General features: G+C 72.6%; 15 protein-coding genes. 7 read left to right on the top strand and 8 right to left on the bottom strand.

All coding sequences use genetic code 11. The features are described from left to right. Positions 1–73 precede the first annotated feature (73 nt). The 4 genes from ACLF6P_RS28360 (at position 74) to ACLF6P_RS28345 (ending at position 6,553) form a co-directional block, all read left to right on the top strand. On the top strand, positions 74–1,528 hold the full coding sequence (locus ACLF6P_RS28360) for a hypothetical protein (RefSeq protein ID WP_415954198.1): 1,455 nt from the start codon (positions 74–76) through the stop codon (positions 1,526–1,528). Between the two features lie 261 nt (positions 1,529–1,789). Then, positions 1,790–3,226 (top strand): alkaline phosphatase PhoX, encoded by a 1,437-nt coding sequence (locus tag ACLF6P_RS28355; protein ID WP_415954196.1) that lies wholly within the window; start codon positions 1,790–1,792, stop codon positions 3,224–3,226. A gap of 350 nt (positions 3,227–3,576) precedes the next feature. Further along, positions 3,577–5,166, top strand: coding sequence for a TROVE domain-containing protein (locus ACLF6P_RS28350; RefSeq protein ID WP_415954195.1), 1,590 nt, complete (start codon positions 3,577–3,579; stop codon positions 5,164–5,166). A 142-nt stretch (positions 5,167–5,308) separates the two neighbouring features. Then, positions 5,309–6,553, top strand: a complete 1,245-nt coding sequence (locus ACLF6P_RS28345) for a TerD family protein (RefSeq protein WP_415954306.1) — start codon at positions 5,309–5,311, stop codon at positions 6,551–6,553. Positions 6,554–6,732: 179 nt separating this feature from the next. Here ACLF6P_RS28345 and ACLF6P_RS28340 read toward each other — a convergent pair whose 3' ends face one another. Genes ACLF6P_RS28340 through ACLF6P_RS28330 form a run of 3 tightly spaced genes read right to left on the bottom strand, consistent with a single transcriptional unit; the run spans position 6,733 to position 8,648 of the window. Further along, positions 6,733–7,152: a VOC family protein gene (locus ACLF6P_RS28340; RefSeq protein ID WP_415954193.1), complete on the bottom strand. Its 420-nt coding sequence runs from the start codon at positions 7,150–7,152 to the stop codon at positions 6,733–6,735. 44 nt (positions 7,153–7,196) lie between these two features. After that, a complete protein-coding gene (locus tag ACLF6P_RS28335) occupies positions 7,197–7,418 on the bottom strand; it encodes a hypothetical protein (protein WP_415954191.1) in 222 nt (73 codons plus the stop codon). 9 nt (positions 7,419–7,427) lie between these two features. After that, positions 7,428–8,648 (bottom strand): MFS transporter, encoded by a 1,221-nt coding sequence (locus ACLF6P_RS28330; RefSeq protein ID WP_415954189.1) that lies wholly within the window; start codon positions 8,646–8,648, stop codon positions 7,428–7,430. Positions 8,649–8,960: 312 nt separating this feature from the next. Here ACLF6P_RS28330 and ACLF6P_RS28325 point away from each other — a divergent pair, with 312 nt between their 5' ends. Continuing rightward, positions 8,961–9,542, top strand: coding sequence for a TIGR03086 family metal-binding protein (locus ACLF6P_RS28325; protein WP_415954187.1), 582 nt, complete (start codon positions 8,961–8,963; stop codon positions 9,540–9,542). A 141-nt stretch (positions 9,543–9,683) separates the two neighbouring features. Here the strand turns inward: ACLF6P_RS28325 and ACLF6P_RS28320 are convergent, their stop codons facing one another. From ACLF6P_RS28320 to ACLF6P_RS28300, 5 genes are all read right to left on the bottom strand, one after another. Then, complete coding sequence (locus tag ACLF6P_RS28320) at positions 9,684–11,132, bottom strand: peptidoglycan D,D-transpeptidase FtsI family protein (protein WP_415954186.1); 1,449 nt, start codon at positions 11,130–11,132, stop codon at positions 9,684–9,686. Between the two features lie 103 nt (positions 11,133–11,235). Further along, entirely contained in the window at positions 11,236–11,994 is a 759-nt protein-coding gene (locus tag ACLF6P_RS28315) for a response regulator transcription factor (RefSeq protein WP_415954184.1), read from the bottom strand. Continuing rightward, entirely contained in the window at positions 11,991–13,271 is a 1,281-nt protein-coding gene (locus ACLF6P_RS28310) for a sensor histidine kinase (RefSeq protein WP_415954182.1), read from the bottom strand. The genes ACLF6P_RS28315 and ACLF6P_RS28310 overlap by 4 nt, the downstream gene beginning before the upstream one ends. Further along, complete coding sequence (locus ACLF6P_RS28305; RefSeq protein WP_415954180.1) at positions 13,268–14,329, bottom strand: hypothetical protein; 1,062 nt, start codon at positions 14,327–14,329, stop codon at positions 13,268–13,270. The genes ACLF6P_RS28310 and ACLF6P_RS28305 overlap by 4 nt, the downstream gene beginning before the upstream one ends. A 146-nt stretch (positions 14,330–14,475) precedes the next feature. Next, on the bottom strand, positions 14,476–14,973 hold the full coding sequence (locus ACLF6P_RS28300; protein WP_415954304.1) for a GNAT family N-acetyltransferase: 498 nt from the start codon (positions 14,971–14,973) through the stop codon (positions 14,476–14,478). Between the two features lie 254 nt (positions 14,974–15,227). On the opposite strand from ACLF6P_RS28300, the gene ACLF6P_RS28295 reads away from it, so the two are divergent. Together ACLF6P_RS28295 and ACLF6P_RS28290 are read left to right on the top strand one after the other, a co-directional pair. Further along, positions 15,228–15,938 (top strand): DsbA family oxidoreductase, encoded by a 711-nt coding sequence (locus tag ACLF6P_RS28295; RefSeq protein WP_415954178.1) that lies wholly within the window; start codon positions 15,228–15,230, stop codon positions 15,936–15,938. 96 nt (positions 15,939–16,034) lie between these two features. Continuing rightward, a complete protein-coding gene (locus ACLF6P_RS28290; protein ID WP_415954176.1) occupies positions 16,035–17,111 on the top strand; it encodes an aminotransferase class V-fold PLP-dependent enzyme in 1,077 nt (358 codons plus the stop codon). Positions 17,112–17,165 lie beyond the last annotated feature (54 nt).

The raw sequence follows: 17,165 nt of genomic DNA, 5'->3' as shown, positions 1-17,165 counted from the left end.
CCTGCAAATCCGTCTACGCTTGGTGCCGCCCGCAGCCCGCCGCCGCGGAGACCCGTTCGAGGAGAGCCAGCACATGAGCACGACGCCCGACCGCACCACCCTGCCGCCGGCGCGCCTCGCCCCCGAAGCGGAGCTCGCGCGCGCCGCGCTGGCCGCCCCGCTGCTCGCCCGCGCGGTACGGCTCGCCCGCTGGGCCGGGCCCGAGACCCGGGTGGGCGCGGGCGGCGAACTCGTCGACGAGCAACTGCCCGCCGCGGCCGAACTGCTCGGCTACGCGGTGGACGACGAGGACGGACCCGCGTACGCGAGCGAGGCCTGGCGGGTGGCCGTCGACACCGGGCTCGTGACGGTCACCGACGGCGACGAGGCGACGGAGGGCACGGCCGCGGCCGGCGAGGAACTCGCGCTGATCACCGCCAAAAGCCCCGCCGATGTCCTCGCGATCTGGCAGGGCGCCCTCGACACGGTCCTCGCGGACGCGAGCGTGCCCGACATCGACGACCTCGTGGACGCGCTCAGCGAAGGCGGAGAGATCGATCTCTCCTCGCTCGGCTGGGACCCCGAGGCGGAGGCGGAGTTCCTCGAAGGGGTGCTCGGCAACCTGTACCTGCTGACCGTCGGAGAGGACGGCCCTGGCGAGGAGGCGGTACCGCTGCCCGCGCTCGCCGCGTCCATGATCGTGCCGGACGACATGGGGGAGCCCACCGACGACATCCTGGAGCAGGTCTCGGACGCGATGATGCGGCTCGACGACCAGTTCCGGATGCTCGAACCCATCGGCCTGGTCGAATTCCGGCCGGTGGACGAGGAGCTGATGGCGGAGGCCGACGACGAGGTCGCCGAGCTGCCCGAGAGTCCCGAGGACGAGGACATCAGCCGCTACGGCATGGTCCGGCTCACCCCGCTGGGGCTGTACGGGATCCGGGCGCGGATGCTGGACGCCGGGGTGGAGGCGCCGGCGGTCGGCGACCTGGCGGACAAGGGCGCGGACGTGCTGCTCGACGCGACGGCGCAGTTCCCGCAGACCTCCGCGCAGGCGGAGACGGAGCTGTGGCTCGCCGGGCGCGAACCCGTGGCAGCCGCACGGGAGTTGTTGGCGGCCGCGCGCGGCACCGACGAGGAGGGGCCGCTGCGGCGCCTGCGCTGCCAGCAGGCGCTCTCCCTGACGGGCCCGTCGGCCGAGCCCGCCCTGCGGGACGTGCTCGACGACCCCGAGCTGGGGGGCCTCGCCCGGGTGTGGCTCACCGAGCACGGCTTCTCCGATGTACCCGCGCCCGACCCGTCGATGATCTTCTGGCTGACCATCGACACCCTGGCCGCGCAGCTGGCGGCGGAGGGCAACTCGGAGGAACTCCAGTCCCTCGTCGAGGGCCTCGCCTCCCAGCACGCCGGATTCTTCGACACGGCCTGGCGGGTGGAGCACCCGGCCACGGCCGATGTCCTGGAGGCGATGGGGCGGCTGCACCCGGACAAGCGGGTGGCGAAGGAGGCCCGCAAGGCGGCGTTCAAGGCACGCTCGCGGGCGTGAGAGCCTGCCGGGCGTCGGGGCGCAGGCGGGGGTTCGGAAACAGGATCTGAGGCCCGGGCGGGGGTGACGTCCGGGTTTCCGGGTCGCGGCGCGAACGGAAGTGCACGGCGACCCGGTCGGAGGGGTTCACGGAAGCGGGACTGCAGTCGTCGGACGGTGTTCAACCCCCGTTTATGCGCGGCCGGAACTCTCGGCCCCGCACCCGCCCCGCGTCGCGCACGCGGGCTTCCCCGCACCCACACCGTGCCGTCAGGAGACAGAATGCCGCTCACCCGCAGGGACTTCGCCCGCAGCTCCGCCCTCAGCGGCGCGGGCATCGCGCTCGCCGGCACCGCGGGCGTGCTCGCCACCGCCGACGGAGCCCTCGCCGCCCAGGACAGGCCCGGCGCCGGTCACGGCCGACGCCCCCACGAGCCCGGCTACGGTCCCCTCGTCCCCGACCCCGACGGCATTCTCGCGCTGCCCGAGGGATTCACGTACAAGATCATCACGCATGCCGGGAAGACGAAGCTGGAGAGCGGTGAGTACACGCCCGCCGACCACGACGGCACCGCCGCCTTCGAAGGCCCGCGCGGCACCACGCTGCTCGTGAACAACCACGAGATGGGCGGTCCCCGCTCCGACTACGAGCACCCCGTACCGCTCATCGACGGCCTCGTCTACGACCCGGCCGCGGCCGGCGGCTGCACCGTCGTCGAAGTCCGGCGCGGTGGCGAGGTGTCGGAGTGGGTGGGCATCGCGGGCACCTCCGACAACTGCGCGGGCGGACGCACCCCGTGGGGTACCTGGCTGACCTGCGAGGAGAACTCCGACAAGGCCGGCGAGAACGGTATGACCAAGGACCACGGCTACGTCTTCGAGGTCGACCCCCACGACACCCGTGCCAACCGCGACCCCAAGCCGCTCAAGTTCTTCGGCCGCTTCGAGCACGAGGCCGTCGTCATCGACCCGAGGACCGGTCACGCCTACCTCACCGAGGACGACAAGAAGCCCAACGGGCTCTTCTTCCGCTGGCTGCCGCCGCACGGCTTCGAGCACGGCCGCGGCCGCCTGCGCACGCTCGCCGACGACGCGGGCATCCTGCAGGCGCCGAGGTGCTTCGACTCCGGCGGCAACTTCGTCGACGACCTCGCGCGCGCCACGAAGACCGGCACGGTGTACGGAGTCGACTGGGTCGACGTGCCCGAGCGCGACGCCCAGGAGACCCCGGTCCGCGAGCAGTTCGCGGACGGCGAGATCACCCGCGCCCGCAAGCTCGAAGGCATGTGGTGGGGCGACGGCGGCGCCTACATCGTCGCCTCGTACGCCCGTGACGACAGCCCCGGCAAGCCGCACGACGGCCAGGTCTGGTTCTACAACCCGCGCCGGCGCACCCTCACCCTCAAGGTCCTGATCGGGGTGAACACCCGGCCCGGCGAGGACGGCGCCTACGACGGCCCCGACAACATCACCGTCTCCCCGTACGGCGGCCTGATCATCGCCGAGGACGGCGACGGCATCCAGCACCTCTTCGGTGCGACCGACAGCGGGTGTACGTATCCGATCGCACGCAACGACCTGAACATCGGCTCCGCGGCGGAGCCGGAGTTCAGCGAGTTCACCGGCGTGGTGTTCTCGCCCGACGGAAAGACCCTGTACGCGAACATCCAGGAACCCGGCATCATGGTGGCCATCACCGGTCCCTGGCGCCGTAGCTGAAAAACCCTTGGATTCCCTGCCCGGGCACTCCCTAAGGTGAACTCACGCGATGCACCTCCCGGTGCGAAGGCCGGCGGCTACTTCTCTCTCAAAGAACCCGCGCCGCAGGCCGCATTGATCTCGGGAGGCTGTTCGGCAAGGGGCGTGCCCGGTGCGCAGGCAGCGGTTACTTCCTTGATCAGAGGGTTGCGGGTTCGAGTCCCGTCATCGACTCCGGGTCGGTGTAGCTCAATCGGTCAGAGCATCTGAACGTCACCGTCGTCGACTTCGACCTCGGGCACCCCCTTGCCGTAAGCCCCCGAAACTCTCGTGTGCCCATTCCGTACAGCAGCGAATTCGGGGGAATTCTCATGGCGCGTTTCAACATCAGGTCCATCCGGGCGAGCAGCCTTTCTCGTGTCACCTCGACCGGCCGCACCCTGCGGACCTTCGAGGGCGGCAGTGGCTTCGAAAGGGAGGCGCGCTCCGAACTCTTCCTGCTCGCCGTCGCGAATCTCGTCTCCCAGCGCACCTTCTACGAGTCGGGCGCGGACCGCGACGAGCGCTTCGCGCGCCTCGTGCGCGAGCTGGCCGTCGAGGATCCGGGCTGGACCGCGGGCCTGCTCGGCTGGCTGCGGGGCGAGGGCAATATGCGCACCGCCTCGCTGGTCGGTGCCGCCGAGTACGTGAAGGCGCGGCTCGACGCGGGCGCCGCGGACGGGCCCTCGAACCGCTCGGTCGTCGCCTCGGTCCTGCAGCGGCCCGACGAGCCCGGCGAACTGCTCGCCTACTGGACCTCGGTGTACGGACGCGCCGTGCCCAAGCCCGTCAAGCGCGGTATCGCGGACGCGGTACGGCGGCTCTACCACGGCACGTCCCTGCTCAAGTACGACACCCCGGGCAAGGGCTACCGCTTCGGCGACATCCTCAACCTCGTGCACGCGACGCCCGATCCGGACAAGCCGTGGCAGGGCGACCTGTTCCGGTACGCGCTCGACCGCCGGCACCGCCCCGAGACCGCGGTGGCGCCCGAGTCCCTCCCGGTCCTCGCCGCGCACCGCGCGCTGATGGAGCTGCCCGTCGGCGAGCGGCGCGCCGTGGTCACCGGGCCCGACGGGCCCGCGCGGCTCGCCGCGGCAGGCCTCACCTGGGAGGCGCTCGCGGGCTGGCTGCAGGGGCCGATGGACAAGGCCGCCTGGGAGGCCGTGATCCCGTCGATGGGCGCCATGGCGCTCGTCCGCAACCTGCGGAACTTCGACGAGGCGGGCGTCTCGGACAAGGTCGCCGCGCGGGTCGCCGCGAAGATCGCGGATCCGGAGCAGGTACGCCGCTCGCGGCAGTTCCCGTTCCGGTACCTGGCCGCGTACCGGCACGCACCCTCGCTGCGCTGGTCGTACCCGCTGGAGCAGGCGCTCGGGCACTCGCTGGGCCAGGTGCCGGCGCTCCCCGGCCGCACGCTGGTCCTCGTGGACCGGTCCGGTTCGATGTTCCACTCGAAGATGTCGGACCGCTCCCGGCTCAGCCGGGCCGACGGCGCCGCCGTGTTCGGCGCCGCGCTCGCGCTGCGGGCCGAGCGGGCGGATCTGGTGCAGTTCGGTTCGGGCAGCGCGCCGGTGAGCTTCAAGCCGGGCGAGTCGGTGCTCAAGATCCTCGACCGCTTCGGCAACCTGGGCGGCACCGACACCACCGCGGCCGTCCGGCGGTTCTACCGCGGGCACGACCGGGTCCTGATCGTCACCGACGAGCAGTACACGTACAGCGCCCACGGCGATCCGACGGCCCAGGTGCCGGCGGATGTGCCGGTCTACACCTGGAACCTCGCCGGATACCGCGCGGGCCACGGCCCCTCGGGGACGCCGCACCGCCACACCTTCGGCGGCCTGACGGACGCGGCGTTCCGGATGGTGCCGCTCCTCGAACGGGGGCGGGACGCGGACTGGCCGTGGGAGCGGGCCGCGTGAGCGGGTGAACGCGCCGCCTCCTCGGTCCGCCGTCCGGTGCAAGCCGGGCGGCGGACGGAGGAAATCCGTGGGTGGACGGAGGAAAGTCCGTAGGTAAGGGAACGGCAAAGCCGGCTCGATCGTTACCCCGGACATGACCGCTATGACCCCTGGCTCGAACATTCCGCTTTCCGCCGTCCGCGTGTCGGTGGACGTCGCCGCCCCGGTGCGGCTCGACGTTTCGGGCCTGCTGCTCACCGCCGACGGCAAGGTGCGCTCCGACGACGACTTCATCTTCTTCAACCAGCCCACCGGCCCCGGTGTCACCTACCAGTCGGGCGGCGGCACCGCGCCCGACAAGGTCACCGTGGACACGGCCGCGGTACCGGCGGGCATCGAGAAGATCGTCGTGACCGCGAGCCCCGATGCCGCGGGCCAGACCTTCCAGGGCATCGAGCCCACCGCCACGATCCGCAATGCCGACGACGGCAGCGTCCTCGCCACCTTCACCCCGCCGCAGCTCGGCGCCGAGACGGCCCTGGTGGTCGTCGAGGTGTACCGGCGCAACGGGGCCTGGAAGGCCCGTGCGGTGGGCCAGGGCTATGCCAACGGTCTCGCCGGGATCGCGACGGACTTCGGTGTGTCGGTGGACGAGGAAACGGCCGCCACCCCCGCCCCGGCCGCACCTGCGGCCCCGCCCGCGCCCCCGGCCCCGCCCGCCGCGGCGGCACCGGATCCGCGCGCCTGGGCCCAGACGCCGCCCGCGGCCGCCCAGACGCCTCCGCCCGCCGCGCCCCCGGCGGCTCCCGCCGCCCCCGCCCCGGGCACCGGGAAGATCAACCTGGACAAGGGGCGCGTCAACCTCCAGAAGAACCAGACCGTGTCCCTGGTCAAGGGCGGCCGCCCGCTCCTGTCCCAGGTGAAGATGGGCCTCGGTTGGGAGCCCGCCCACCGCGGCAAGGACATCGACCTCGACGCCTCGGTGATCGCGTACGGCCCCGACCGCAAGCAGATCGACAGCTGCTACTTCGGCAAGCTCTCGATCCTGGGCGGTGCGATCAAGCACTCCGGTGACAACCTCACGGGCGAGGGCGGCGGCGACGACGAGGTCATCGTCGTCGACCTGGGCCGCCTCCCGCAGGAGGTCTCGGGCCTGGTCTTCACGGTCAACTCCTTCTCGGGCCAGAAGTTCACCGAGGTCGCACAGGCCTACTGCCGCCTGATCGACGCGGCCACGGACCAGGAACTGGTCCGCTTCGACCTCACGAACGCCCAACCGCAGACGGGCGTCATGATGGCCAAGCTCATCCGCCAGTTCTCGGGCGAGTGGGAGATGACGGCGATGGGCGACTTCGTGAAATCGCGGACGGTACGCGGCATGGTCAAGCCGGCGGCGCAGGCGCTGTAGCGGCTCGTCGCCGGACAGCCGGACAGCCGGACAGCCGGACAGCCGGACAGCCGGACAGCCGGACAGCCGGGCAGCCGGGCAGCCGGGCAAGGGGCGGTCACGTGGCGCGCGTGGCCGCCTCTTCGCGTCGGCTTGCGGCGGCCGACGGGGCGAACCCGACGAAGGGTTCGCCCGGCAGGTCAGTCCGTCTGCGGAGTGGCGGAGGTGTCGGAAGTGCCGGATGCCTGTGCGGCCCGGTCCGATGTGCTGCGCAGCACGCAGAACTCGTTGCCCTCGGGGTCCGCGAGGACGGCCCAGCCCGAGCCGTCCGGCTCGCGGCGGTCGGCGATCCAGGTGGCGCCGAGGGCGATGAGGCGCTCGATCTCCGGCTCGCGGGAGGAGGAGGGGCGCAGGCACAGGTGGACACGGTTCTTGACGGTCTTCGGCTCCGGGACCTGGTTGAAGTACAGGAACGGGCCCTCGGGTATGGGGATCTGAGCGGCCGTATCGCCGGGCGCGGCGTCCGGATCGAGTGGACAGCCCGTCACCTCGCTCCAGAAGCGCGCCAGGGCATGGGCATCCGCACAGTCGATCGCCACGTTCTGCACCATCGAGAACATGCCGGTCACCCTAGCCCGTGACCATCCGCGCGCCTCGGCCGAGGTCAGCGCCGGTTGCGCGGATGGTTGCGGGCGACGCGCTCGTTGCCTATCTTGTACGCCCCGGTCCAGCGGGCCATCACCAACTGCTCGTCCCCGGAGCCCACTTCGGCCAGGAACTTCTGGGCCCGCGCACCGCGCAGCTTCGTGGCGGACCGTCCATGGTGCGTGATCGTCACGCTGCCGTCGCTCTGCTGCTCGTATCGGAATCCATGAGGTCGTGGCATGCGCGGAGCCTAGGGCGCGATGCGCGGGCGCGTACAACGGATTTCGGGTGTCCGGGGCCCGCGCAGCAGGGAGGGTACGGCGGCCAGGCCCGCCAGGCCGAGCGCCACGAGCAGCAGCCGGTGATCGACGAGGGCGACCAGGCCCGCTCCGGCCCCGAGCGCCAGTGCGTTCGGTGCGAACACCAGGGTGTTGGCGCTCGCCGCCGCCCTGCCGAGCAGTTCGTCAGGGGTCTGCTTCTGCACCGCCGTGAGTGCGGCGATCAGAACGGCCGGCAGTCCGATCCCGATCGCCGCGCTCGCGGCCAGGGCCGCTGTGTCGTACGGCAGTGCCCGCAGCGCCACCGCGACCGAGAACAGGCCCAGGCCGGCCGCCGCGAAGCCCCGTTCGCCGAGGCGGCGCAGCAGCGGCCCCGAGACGAGGCCCACCGCGACGGATCCGGCGCCCTGCACCGCGTACAGCACGCCGACGGAGGCGGGGGAGCGGTCGAGTCCCTCGTCGACCACCGCGAAGATCAGGGCGCCGTTCACGCCTGCAAGCAGCATCGTGAAACCGCCCGCCAGGGTCAGCAGCCGCAGTTCGGGCCGCTTCCACAGATGGCGTGCGCCCTCGGCGCTGCGCCGCCACCAGCCCTCCGTGGGCGGGGCGGGCGGTTCCTCGCGGATCCGCAGCAGGGTGTAGAGCCCGGCCGCCGCCGCGAAGGTGAGCGCGTCGAGGAGCGCCACCCGTGTGCCGCCGTACGCGGCGAAGAGGCCCGCGCCCGCGAGCGGGGCGAGGAGCTTCATGCCCTCGTTGGCGGTCATCCGCAGGCCGTTGAAATCGCCGAGCAGCTCCTTGCCGACGGCGGAGGCGACGAGCGCCGCCTCCGCCGCGTCGTGCACGACCCCCGCGGCGCCATAGACGAGGAGTACGGCGAACAGGAGCCAGATCCGCTCCGCCGAGTCGACGGCGAGCAGGGACATGAGGAGGGCCGCGAGGCCGAGGTTCGTCAGGACCAGGAGGGGGCGACGCGGTACCCGGTCGGCCAGGGTGCCCAGCAGGGGCCCGGCGAGGACCGGGAGCCACAGGGCGAAGCCGGCCAGGGCGGCAAGCGAGTTCGAACCGGTGAGGTCCTTCACCCACACCCCGCTGACCAGCCACATCGCGGAGGAGCCGAAGCCGGAGACCAGGACGCCGCCGAGGTAGAGGGTGGCGTTGCGGTCGCGCAGGACTCGGCCGGTTGTCCATGTCATGGCGGACAGGTTCGTGGGGGTGCGTGCCGGGGCCGTAAGGCAGATGCCGTATTCGCGGCCTCAGATCGGCCTTCGACCGGCCTCAGACCTCTCGGACCCGGGCTCGGGGCGGCCTCAGGCCGGCCTTGAGCGGCTTCGAGTGGCCTGGACCGGCCTCGGACCGATGAGTTTCCGGTCCGGCTCCGGTCTCCCCTACGACGCCGGTCACCGTCGGCGCGGAGCGCGGACCCGCTGCGGCGGACCGCCGACCCGCTGCGGCGGAGCGCCGAACTGGTGGAGCAGAGCGACCGGCCCGTAGACCTGAGGAGCCTCATGCCCGACATCGACTTCACCGCCCAGACCCGGCTCGTCGCCGAGCTCGCCGACCGGGTCACCGAGGCGCAATTCGAGCTGCCGACGCCCTGCCCGGAGCTCGCCGTACGGAATCTGCTCGGCCATCTCATCGGGCTCGCCGCGGCGTTCCGGGACGCGGCGCGCAAGGACCTCGGGCCCGCCGCCGACAGCGCACCCGATGTGGCGGGCTCGGACATCGGCCCCGGCTGGCGCGCGGAGCTGGCGAAGAACCTGGACGCGCTCGCGGAGGCCTGGCGCGACCCGGCCGCCTGGGAGGGTTTCACCAAGGTGGGCGGCGTCGACCTGCCGGCGCCGGTCGCGGCGCAGGTCGCGATGGACGAACTCGTCCTGCACGGCTGGGACCTGGCCCGCGCCACGGGCCTGCCCTACGAGCCCGACGCGGCCTCGCTGCAGATCGCGTACGAGCTGGTGGCTGCCACACCGGAGGGCGTCGAACGCGAGGGTATCTTCGGCCCGATCGTCCCGGTTCCCGCCTCCGCGCCTCTCCTGGACCGCGTCCTTGGACTCTCCGGCCGCGATCCGGGCTGGGTCGCCGACTGAGGGGTGCTGCGAGGGGCCCAGGGGGGCCTGGCGGCGGGAGTGCCGACCCCATGGCGCCCCGCCGCCAGGCCCACCGGGAGCGCCACACATGGCGCCCCCGCCGCCAGGCCCACCAGGAGCGCCGAGCCCGGCGCCCCCGTCTCAGCCCTGCAGCGCCGCCTCCATCATCGCCTTCGCGACCGGCGCCGCGAGCCGGTTGCCGCCGACCTCGGAGCGCGCGGCACCGGAGTCCTCGATGAGCACCGCCACCGCGACCTCCTTGCCGTCGCCGCCCTTCGCATACGAGGTGAACCAGGCGTACGGGGTGGCCTCGTTGTTCTCGCCGTGCTGGGCCGTACCGGTCTTGCCGCCGACCGTCGCGCCCGGGATCCGCGCATTGCTGCCGGTGCCCTCGTCGACGACCGTCTGCATCGCGGACTGCAGCTGCTCGGCCACCGATGCGCTGAGGATCCGTTCGCTGCCGGGGTCCTCGAAGCTCTGCAGCACCGAGCCGTCGGCGTCCTGCACCTCGGAGACCATGTGCGGATCGACGAGCTCGCCGCCGTTCGCGATCGCCGCCGTGACCATGGCCATCTGCAGCGGGGTGGCCTGGACGTCGAACTGGCCGATGCCGGTCAGTGCGGTCTGCGCCTCGTCCATCCCGGTCGGGTACACGCTCGGCAGGGCGCGCACGGGGACGTCCTGCTCCTGGTCGCCGAAGCCGAACTTCTCGGCCATCGCCCTGACCTTGTCCTGGCCGAGGTCGACGGCCATCTTGCCGAAGACGTTGTTGCAGGAGTACTGCAGCGCGGTGCGGATGTCCGCGTCCTTGCAGGGCGCGGACTTGTTCTCGGCGGTGAGCGTCGCCGTGCTGCCGGGCAGCCTGTAGGGCCACGGGCTGTCGGTCCGCTCGTCCACCGAGGAGTACAGGCCGTCCTCGAGCGCGGCCGCCGCGACGACCAGCTTGAACGTGGAGCCGGGCGGCAGCGGCTGCCGGATCGCCCGGTTGACCAGCGGCTTGTCCTCGTCCTCGGTGAGCTGCTGCCAGGCCTCACCGTCCGTGGACCCGGCGATCTTCGAGGGATCGTACGACGGCGTCGAGACCATCGCGAGGATCTCGCCGGTCTGCGGGTCGAGGGCGACCGCGGCGCCCTTCTTGTCGCCGAGCGCCTCGTACCCGGCCTTCTGCACCGCCGGATCGATGGTCGTGATCACGTCACCCGGATCGGCCCGCTTGTTCGTCAGGGTGTCGAGCGGGTTCTTCAGGCGGGTGTCCGTGCCGTCGAGGACGTCCTCGTAGATGCCCTCCAGCTGGGTCGCGCCGTAGACCTGCGAGCTGTAGCCGGTGACCGCCGCGTACAGCTTCCCGTGCTTGTACGTGCGCTGGTACGCGAGGTCGCCGCCCGCGGTGCGGGTGGAGCCGGTGATGTCCTCGCCGCCCACGATGATGCCGCCCATCGGGTAGGCGTACTTCTCGATGGTGGCGCGCCGGTTGTGCTTGCTGTCGGCGAGGGCTCGGGCGTCGTAATACTGCACCCACGTCGCCCTCACCAGGAGGGACAGGACGAGGAGCAGGGTGAAGACCGAGATGCGCCTGATCGTCTTGTTCATCACTCTCAAGGACGAACCGTCCGGAGCGGATCGTTCCGCCGGTGGCGGGATTCACAGGGAACCTTCATCTTCCGCGGCCGGATGAACCGGGCGATCCGGATGATCAGGTCCCGACGAACCCCGCCTCGTACGCCGCGATCACCGCCTGGGTGCGGTCCCGCGCACCCGTCTTGGCCAGCACCGCGGCCACGTGCGTCTTGACCGTGGCGGGCCCCACGCCCAGTTGCCCGGCGATCTCGGCGTTGTTCAGACCGGTCGCCATCCGGCGCAGCACCTCGGCCTCGCGGTCCGTGAGCCGCGCCACCCACGGCGGCCGTGGCCGGTCGCGGTGCGCGTGTTCGGCCGCGAGGCCGCGTACGGCCGCGGGGAACAGGAGCGAGTCGCCGCCCGCCACCGTGCGTACCGCCCGCACCAGCTGATCGGCATCGGCGCGTTTGAGGAGGAAGCCGGAGGCTCCGGCGCGCAGGGCGTCGTAGACGTAGGAGTCGTTCTCGAAGGTCGTCACGACGACGATCCGCGGCGGCTGTGCCATCGAACCGATCAGCTGCTCGGTGGCGCGGATGCCGTCGATCTCGGGCATCCGCACGTCCATGAGCACCAGGTCGGGACGCAGGGCACGCACCACGGACACCGCCTCGGCGCCGGTCGCCGCCTCGCCGACGACCTCCATGTCCGCCTCGGCGCCGAGGATCGCGCGCAGCGCGGTGCGCACCATGCGCTCGTCGTCGGCGAGCACGATACGGATCGGGGGCGTGGCGCCGGGATCGCCCGCGGTATCGGGATCGCCCGCGGTGCCGGGATCGTCGGCTGTGTCGGGGGCGCCCGGGATGGCGGGGCCGTCCGGGGTGGCGGGTTCGCTCATCGGGCACCGTCCGCCGTCAGCGGCAGCCGTACCTCGAGGCGCCACAGCTCGCCCTCGGGCCCGTCCTGGGGGCCCGCGCTCGCGGATCCGCCGAGCAGCCGGGCCCGGTCGGCGATGCCCTTCAGGCCGTGACCGCCGCCCGTGCGGGCGGACGCGGCCTGGGCGGCCCGGGACACTGGGTTCTCCAACACGATCTCCACTTCCTCACCTGCCGCGGCGATCCGCAGCTCCACGGGCGCGTCCGCGGCGTGCCGCAGCGCATTGCCCAGGCCTTCCTGCACGATCCGGTACGCCTCGCGCGAGAGCAGCGCGGGCAGCGCCGCCGGATCGACGGCCACCGTGGCCGCGACGTGGGTGCCCGTGGCCCGGGTGCGTTCGAGGAGCCCCGGAAGGTCGCGGGCGAGTGTGGGCGCGGGGGCCCTCGTGGCGGCATCGCCCTCGCGCAGCAGACCGAGCACCGCGTCGAGTTCGCCGACCGTACGCCGTGTCGTGTCCTCGATGGCCGCGAGCGCCTCGCGTACGAATCCGGGATCGCTGTCGAGCACCCGGCGCGCGGCGCCCGCCTGCAGCGAGACGGCGCTCAGCGCATGACCCACCGAGTCGTGCAGCTCACGGGCGAGCCGGTTGCGTACCGCGAGTTCCGCCGCGCGCTCCTCGGCGGCCGCGAGCCGGTCGGCCGGGGTGGGGCCGAGCAGCAGCGGCGCACACCGGGCGAGCAGTGCCCCGGCGGTGCTGGCGCCGAGCGCGAGGAGCATCAGCATCACGAGCCCGGCGAACGGCGCGAGCACCCGCGCCCAGGTCCCGTCGAGCGCCGCGGGCAACGCCAGCCACTCGCGTACGGAGCCCGAGAACGGCAGCAGGATCACGGTGACCGCGAACGGCGGCAGCGCGAGCATGGCCCCGCTGAGCAGCCCGCCCACGCCCACATGCAGCGTGAACCAGCCCGACGTACGCCGCCGCGTGGCCGCGCCGTGCCCCGGACCGTCCGCGAAACGCTCCCCGTCCACCCCGCACAGCGCCCGCGCCATGGCCACCGACAGCGGCCGTACGAAGGGGAAGAGACCCACGACCGCGGCCAGCGGGAGCGCCAGGGCGTACGCCGCGAGCTGGGCCGTGAGGGAGCCGCCGAGCACGGACCGCTCGCCCAGGAGCGGGCCCACGATGACGGTGGCCACCAGCCAGAACGGCATCAGCAGGGCGCCGCCCAGGACCAGATGGACCCAGCGCAGCCGGGCCCGGCGGCCGAGCAGCGCCCCGGTGAGTGTGCGAAGGGTCACAGGGCGGACCCGGTGTGTGCGGGGGCCTTGCTCGGCGCGGGGGTTTCCGGCGCCCCGTCCCGTACCGCCGGCGCCCCGTCCCGTACGGCGGTCCGCGGCATCCGCCGCCGGGCATGGTGCGCCCCGGTCAGCAGCACGAGCACCCCGGTGATCACGGACCCAGCGTAGGTGAGCAGCATCAGGGCCGTGGGGCCTTCGGACGTGTCCGCGGTCGTGAGCGCCGCGAGCAGCAGCCAGCCGCCCCAGCAGGCCGTGGCGGCCGAGCCCACCCAGACCAGGGCGAGCGGGAGCCGCAGCCCGAGCCCGGGGGCGAGGCGGAAGGCGAGCAGGAGTGCGCCGGTGACGGCGGCGAGCGGGTAGAGGGCGTTCAGCGCCTCGAGGGCGTGGAAGTCGCCGGCGCGGTCGTCGACCATCGCGGTGCTCAGGCCCGTGGTGGCGCCGAAGGCCCACATCAGGTGGGTGCTCACCGGCAGCACGGCGAAGACGGCGGCCGCGACGGCGGCACCCTTGCGGCCGGGCGTCAGCTCGGCCAGGCGGCCGCGCCATACGTGGCCCCAGCGTCGGCGGGCATAGCCCACGAACAGGCCGCCGAGGGCCAGGCCCTGGAGGATGAACCCGCCGTACACCACGGAGAACACCCAGGAGTCGAGGAAGGGTTCGTCGGCGGACTGGGTGCGCACACTGCCGCCGAGGAGCTGGATCAGCAGCTGCACCGGGAACCCGGCCATGATCGGCACGAGCAGCCCGGTCGCCGCCCACATCGGCAGCACGAGCAGCCAGGCCCTGACCCGCAGCCCCCAGGCCTGCGTGAGCAGCAGGGCCAGCACGATCACACAGGCGTCCATCAGGACGGTGGCCGTGTTGGCGATCACCATCGTGGTGGGGTGGTCGAGCAGGGCGCTGCCCTCGGGGATGCCGGTCCGGCCGCCGAGGATCCAGCTCACCTTGAGCGAGAGGTACGGGGCGCATGCGGCGATCGCGAGGATGCGCAGCGCCTTGGCGGCGCGTCCGGGTGCGGGCGCGGGCGCGGAATCGGCGTTGAGCTGTGAGGTCGTCATGGCACCAGCGTCCCGTCCGGGCGCCGCGCCGCCGTCCTGCCCGCAGACGATCCGCCTCCGCCGCGCGGGGGAGACGCCCGGGACGACGGGCCCGGGAGACGCACGGGACGACGGGCCCGGGAGACGCACGGGACGACGGGCTGCGCTCACCCGTCCAGGCGGAGCACCACTTCCTCGATCTCCGCACCACGCGCGTGCGCGAACCCGCGCTCGTGACCGGTCCGCACGAAGCCGCACTTCTCCAGGACCCGGATCGAGCCCAGGTTGTCGGCCGCGGCCCTGGCGTGCAGCGGGCGCTCGGTGACCTCGGCGATCACGGCGCGCAGTGCGGCCGTGGCGAGCCCGCGGCCCCAGTAGGCACGGTCGATCCAGTACGTGACCTGCAGGTCCCCGGGCTCCCCGTACACCGCCGTACTGCCGACCACATCGCCGTCGAGCAGGACCGTGCGTACGACATCGGGGCCTGAGGTGATCCGCTTCCAGTGCGCCTCGAAGAGGTCCCAGTCGCCGGACCTGGGAGAGACGAAGGCGGCGGTGCGCATCGACTCGGGGTCGTTGTGCTGGCGGAAGAAGACGGGCAGATCGCTGGGGTGGACCGGGCGCAGGGCGGTCTCGCCCAGGGGCTCGGTGGCGTCGGTGAACATCGGAGCCTCCGGATGGCGAGGGCAGCCACGGTCGCGCGCGCCGGGCAGCGCGTCCTTGATCATCTGCTACCGCAGCGTGCCCGCCGGAGCACGGCGATTCACCTGCGAGGACGCCGTTCACCCTACCGAACGGCTCCGAAGCCCGGCAGGCTCGTCGCCGCGGGCATCCGGCAGGGAATGAACCGCAGTGGTTCAACGTTCATCCACATGACCCGAGCCATGACCCGAGCAACCCCTGACCTGGAGAATCACCCATGCGCGTGGAGATCTGGAGCGACATCGCCTGCCCCTGGTGCTACATCGGCAAGAAGCGCTTCGAGGACGGCCTGGCCGCCTTCGCACACCGCGACGACGTCGAGATCGTGCACCGTTCCTTCGAGCTCGACCCGAACCGGGCCAAGGGCGAGACCGCTCCCGTGATCGACTTGCTCGCGAAGAAGTACGGCCGCAGCCTCGACGAGGCCCGCGCCATGGAGGAGCACGTCGCCGCCAACGCGCACGACGAGGGCCTCGGCTATCTGACCGAGGGCCGCGATCACGGCAACACCTTCGACATCCACCGCCTCCTGCACCTCGCGAAGGACCGCGGGCGCCAGGACGCGCTGCTCGACCTCGCCTACCGCGCCAACTTCGCCGAGGAGCGCTCCGTCTACGACCCCGAGGTCCTGCTTGCCCTCGCCGTCGAGGCCGGCCTCGACGAGACCGAGGCACGCGAGGTGCTCGCCGACGAGGGCGCCTACGCCGATGCCGTACGCGCCGACGAGCGCGAGGCCGCCGAACTCGGCGCGAGCGGCGTGCCGTTCTTCGTCCTCGACCGCAGGTACGGCATCTCCGGCGGCCAGCCCGCCGAGGTCTTCACGCAGGCCCTGCAGCAGGCCTGGGGCGAACGTCCACCGCTCGCCGTCATCGGCCAGGACGACGCGGACGCCTGCGGTCCGGAGGGCTGCGCGGTCCCGCAGGCCTGAGTTCCCGGAAGGCGAAAGGGCGCCCACCCGGCCGTATCGTCGCTGGTGGGCGCCCATGCATAAGCATTGCTTGGGTATGACCTGCAAAACTCCGCAATGGACGGGGAGTTGAGCGACGCGCAGAGTGGGGGCATGCAGACCCTCGCACCCAGCCTCTTCGCCCCGGTCACCACCCACCTCAACACCGCAAGTTTCGGCCTGCTCCCGCAGCCCGCGGTGCACGCGCTGCAGGAAGCGGTCGCCGCCTCCGCCGCCGGGCGCCCGACGGACATGTGGGCCGACATGGAAGCAAGCCGTGCCGCTTTCGCCCGGATCGCCGGGGTGCCCGTGGAACGGGTCGCTCTGGGATCCTCGGTCACCGAGTACGTGGCGGTGATCGCCGCATCGCTGCCCGAGGGGGCCGAAGTCCTGGTCGCCGAAGGCGACTTCGCCTCCCTCGTCAACCCCTTCCACATGCGGAGCGATCTGAAGATCCGCACGGTCGCCCTCGAAGCCCTCGCCGAGGAGGTGCGGGAGGACACCGCGCTCGTCGCCGTGAGCTCCGTCCAGTCCGCCGACGGCCGGATCGCCGAACTGGCCGCGATCACCGCCGCGGCCCGCGCCCACGGCGCCCGAACCCTCGTGGACGCCTCGCAGTCGGCGGGCTGGCTGCCGGTCGCCGATGCGGACTACGTCGTGGCCGTCGCGTACAAGTGGCTGCTCTGCCCCCGCGGCATCGTCTTCTTCATCGCCCCAGAGGACCCGGGGCTCTTCGCCTCGCTCAACCCGCTGCTCGCAGGCTGGGTGGCGGGCGAACAGCCCTGGGACAGCTGCTACGGCCCGGTCGCCGAGTTCGCCGCCTCCGCCCGGCGCTTCGACATCAGCCCCAGCCTCCACTCGTACGTGGCCGCCCGGCACGGACTCGAGGTCATCGAGCAGCTCGGTGTCTCCGCGGTGCACGCCCACGACGTGGCGCTCGCCGAACGCTGCCGCGCGGGTCTCGCCGCGCTCGGCCACACGCCGGTCGACGCGCCCGGCTCGGCCATCGTGGCCGTTCCCGGGCTCGGGCGGCGGCAGCCGCAGCTCAGCGCGGCGGGTGTCGAGGTCTCCGACCGGGCCGGGAACCTGAGGGCCGCCTTCCACCTGTACAACTCCGCTCAGGACGTCGACCGGCTCCTGGAGCTCCTCGGCTGAGAACGCACCACCCGGCGCCCGCACGCAGAAACGGCCGGGCGACACGCCCCCGGA

The sequence above is a fragment of the Streptomyces lothianensis genome, assembly GCF_047779955.1.
Taxonomy (GTDB): domain Bacteria; phylum Actinomycetota; class Actinomycetes; order Streptomycetales; family Streptomycetaceae; genus Streptomyces.
Note: the sequence above shows the minus strand (reverse complement) of the source record. Positions and strands in the feature narration are given on the sequence as shown.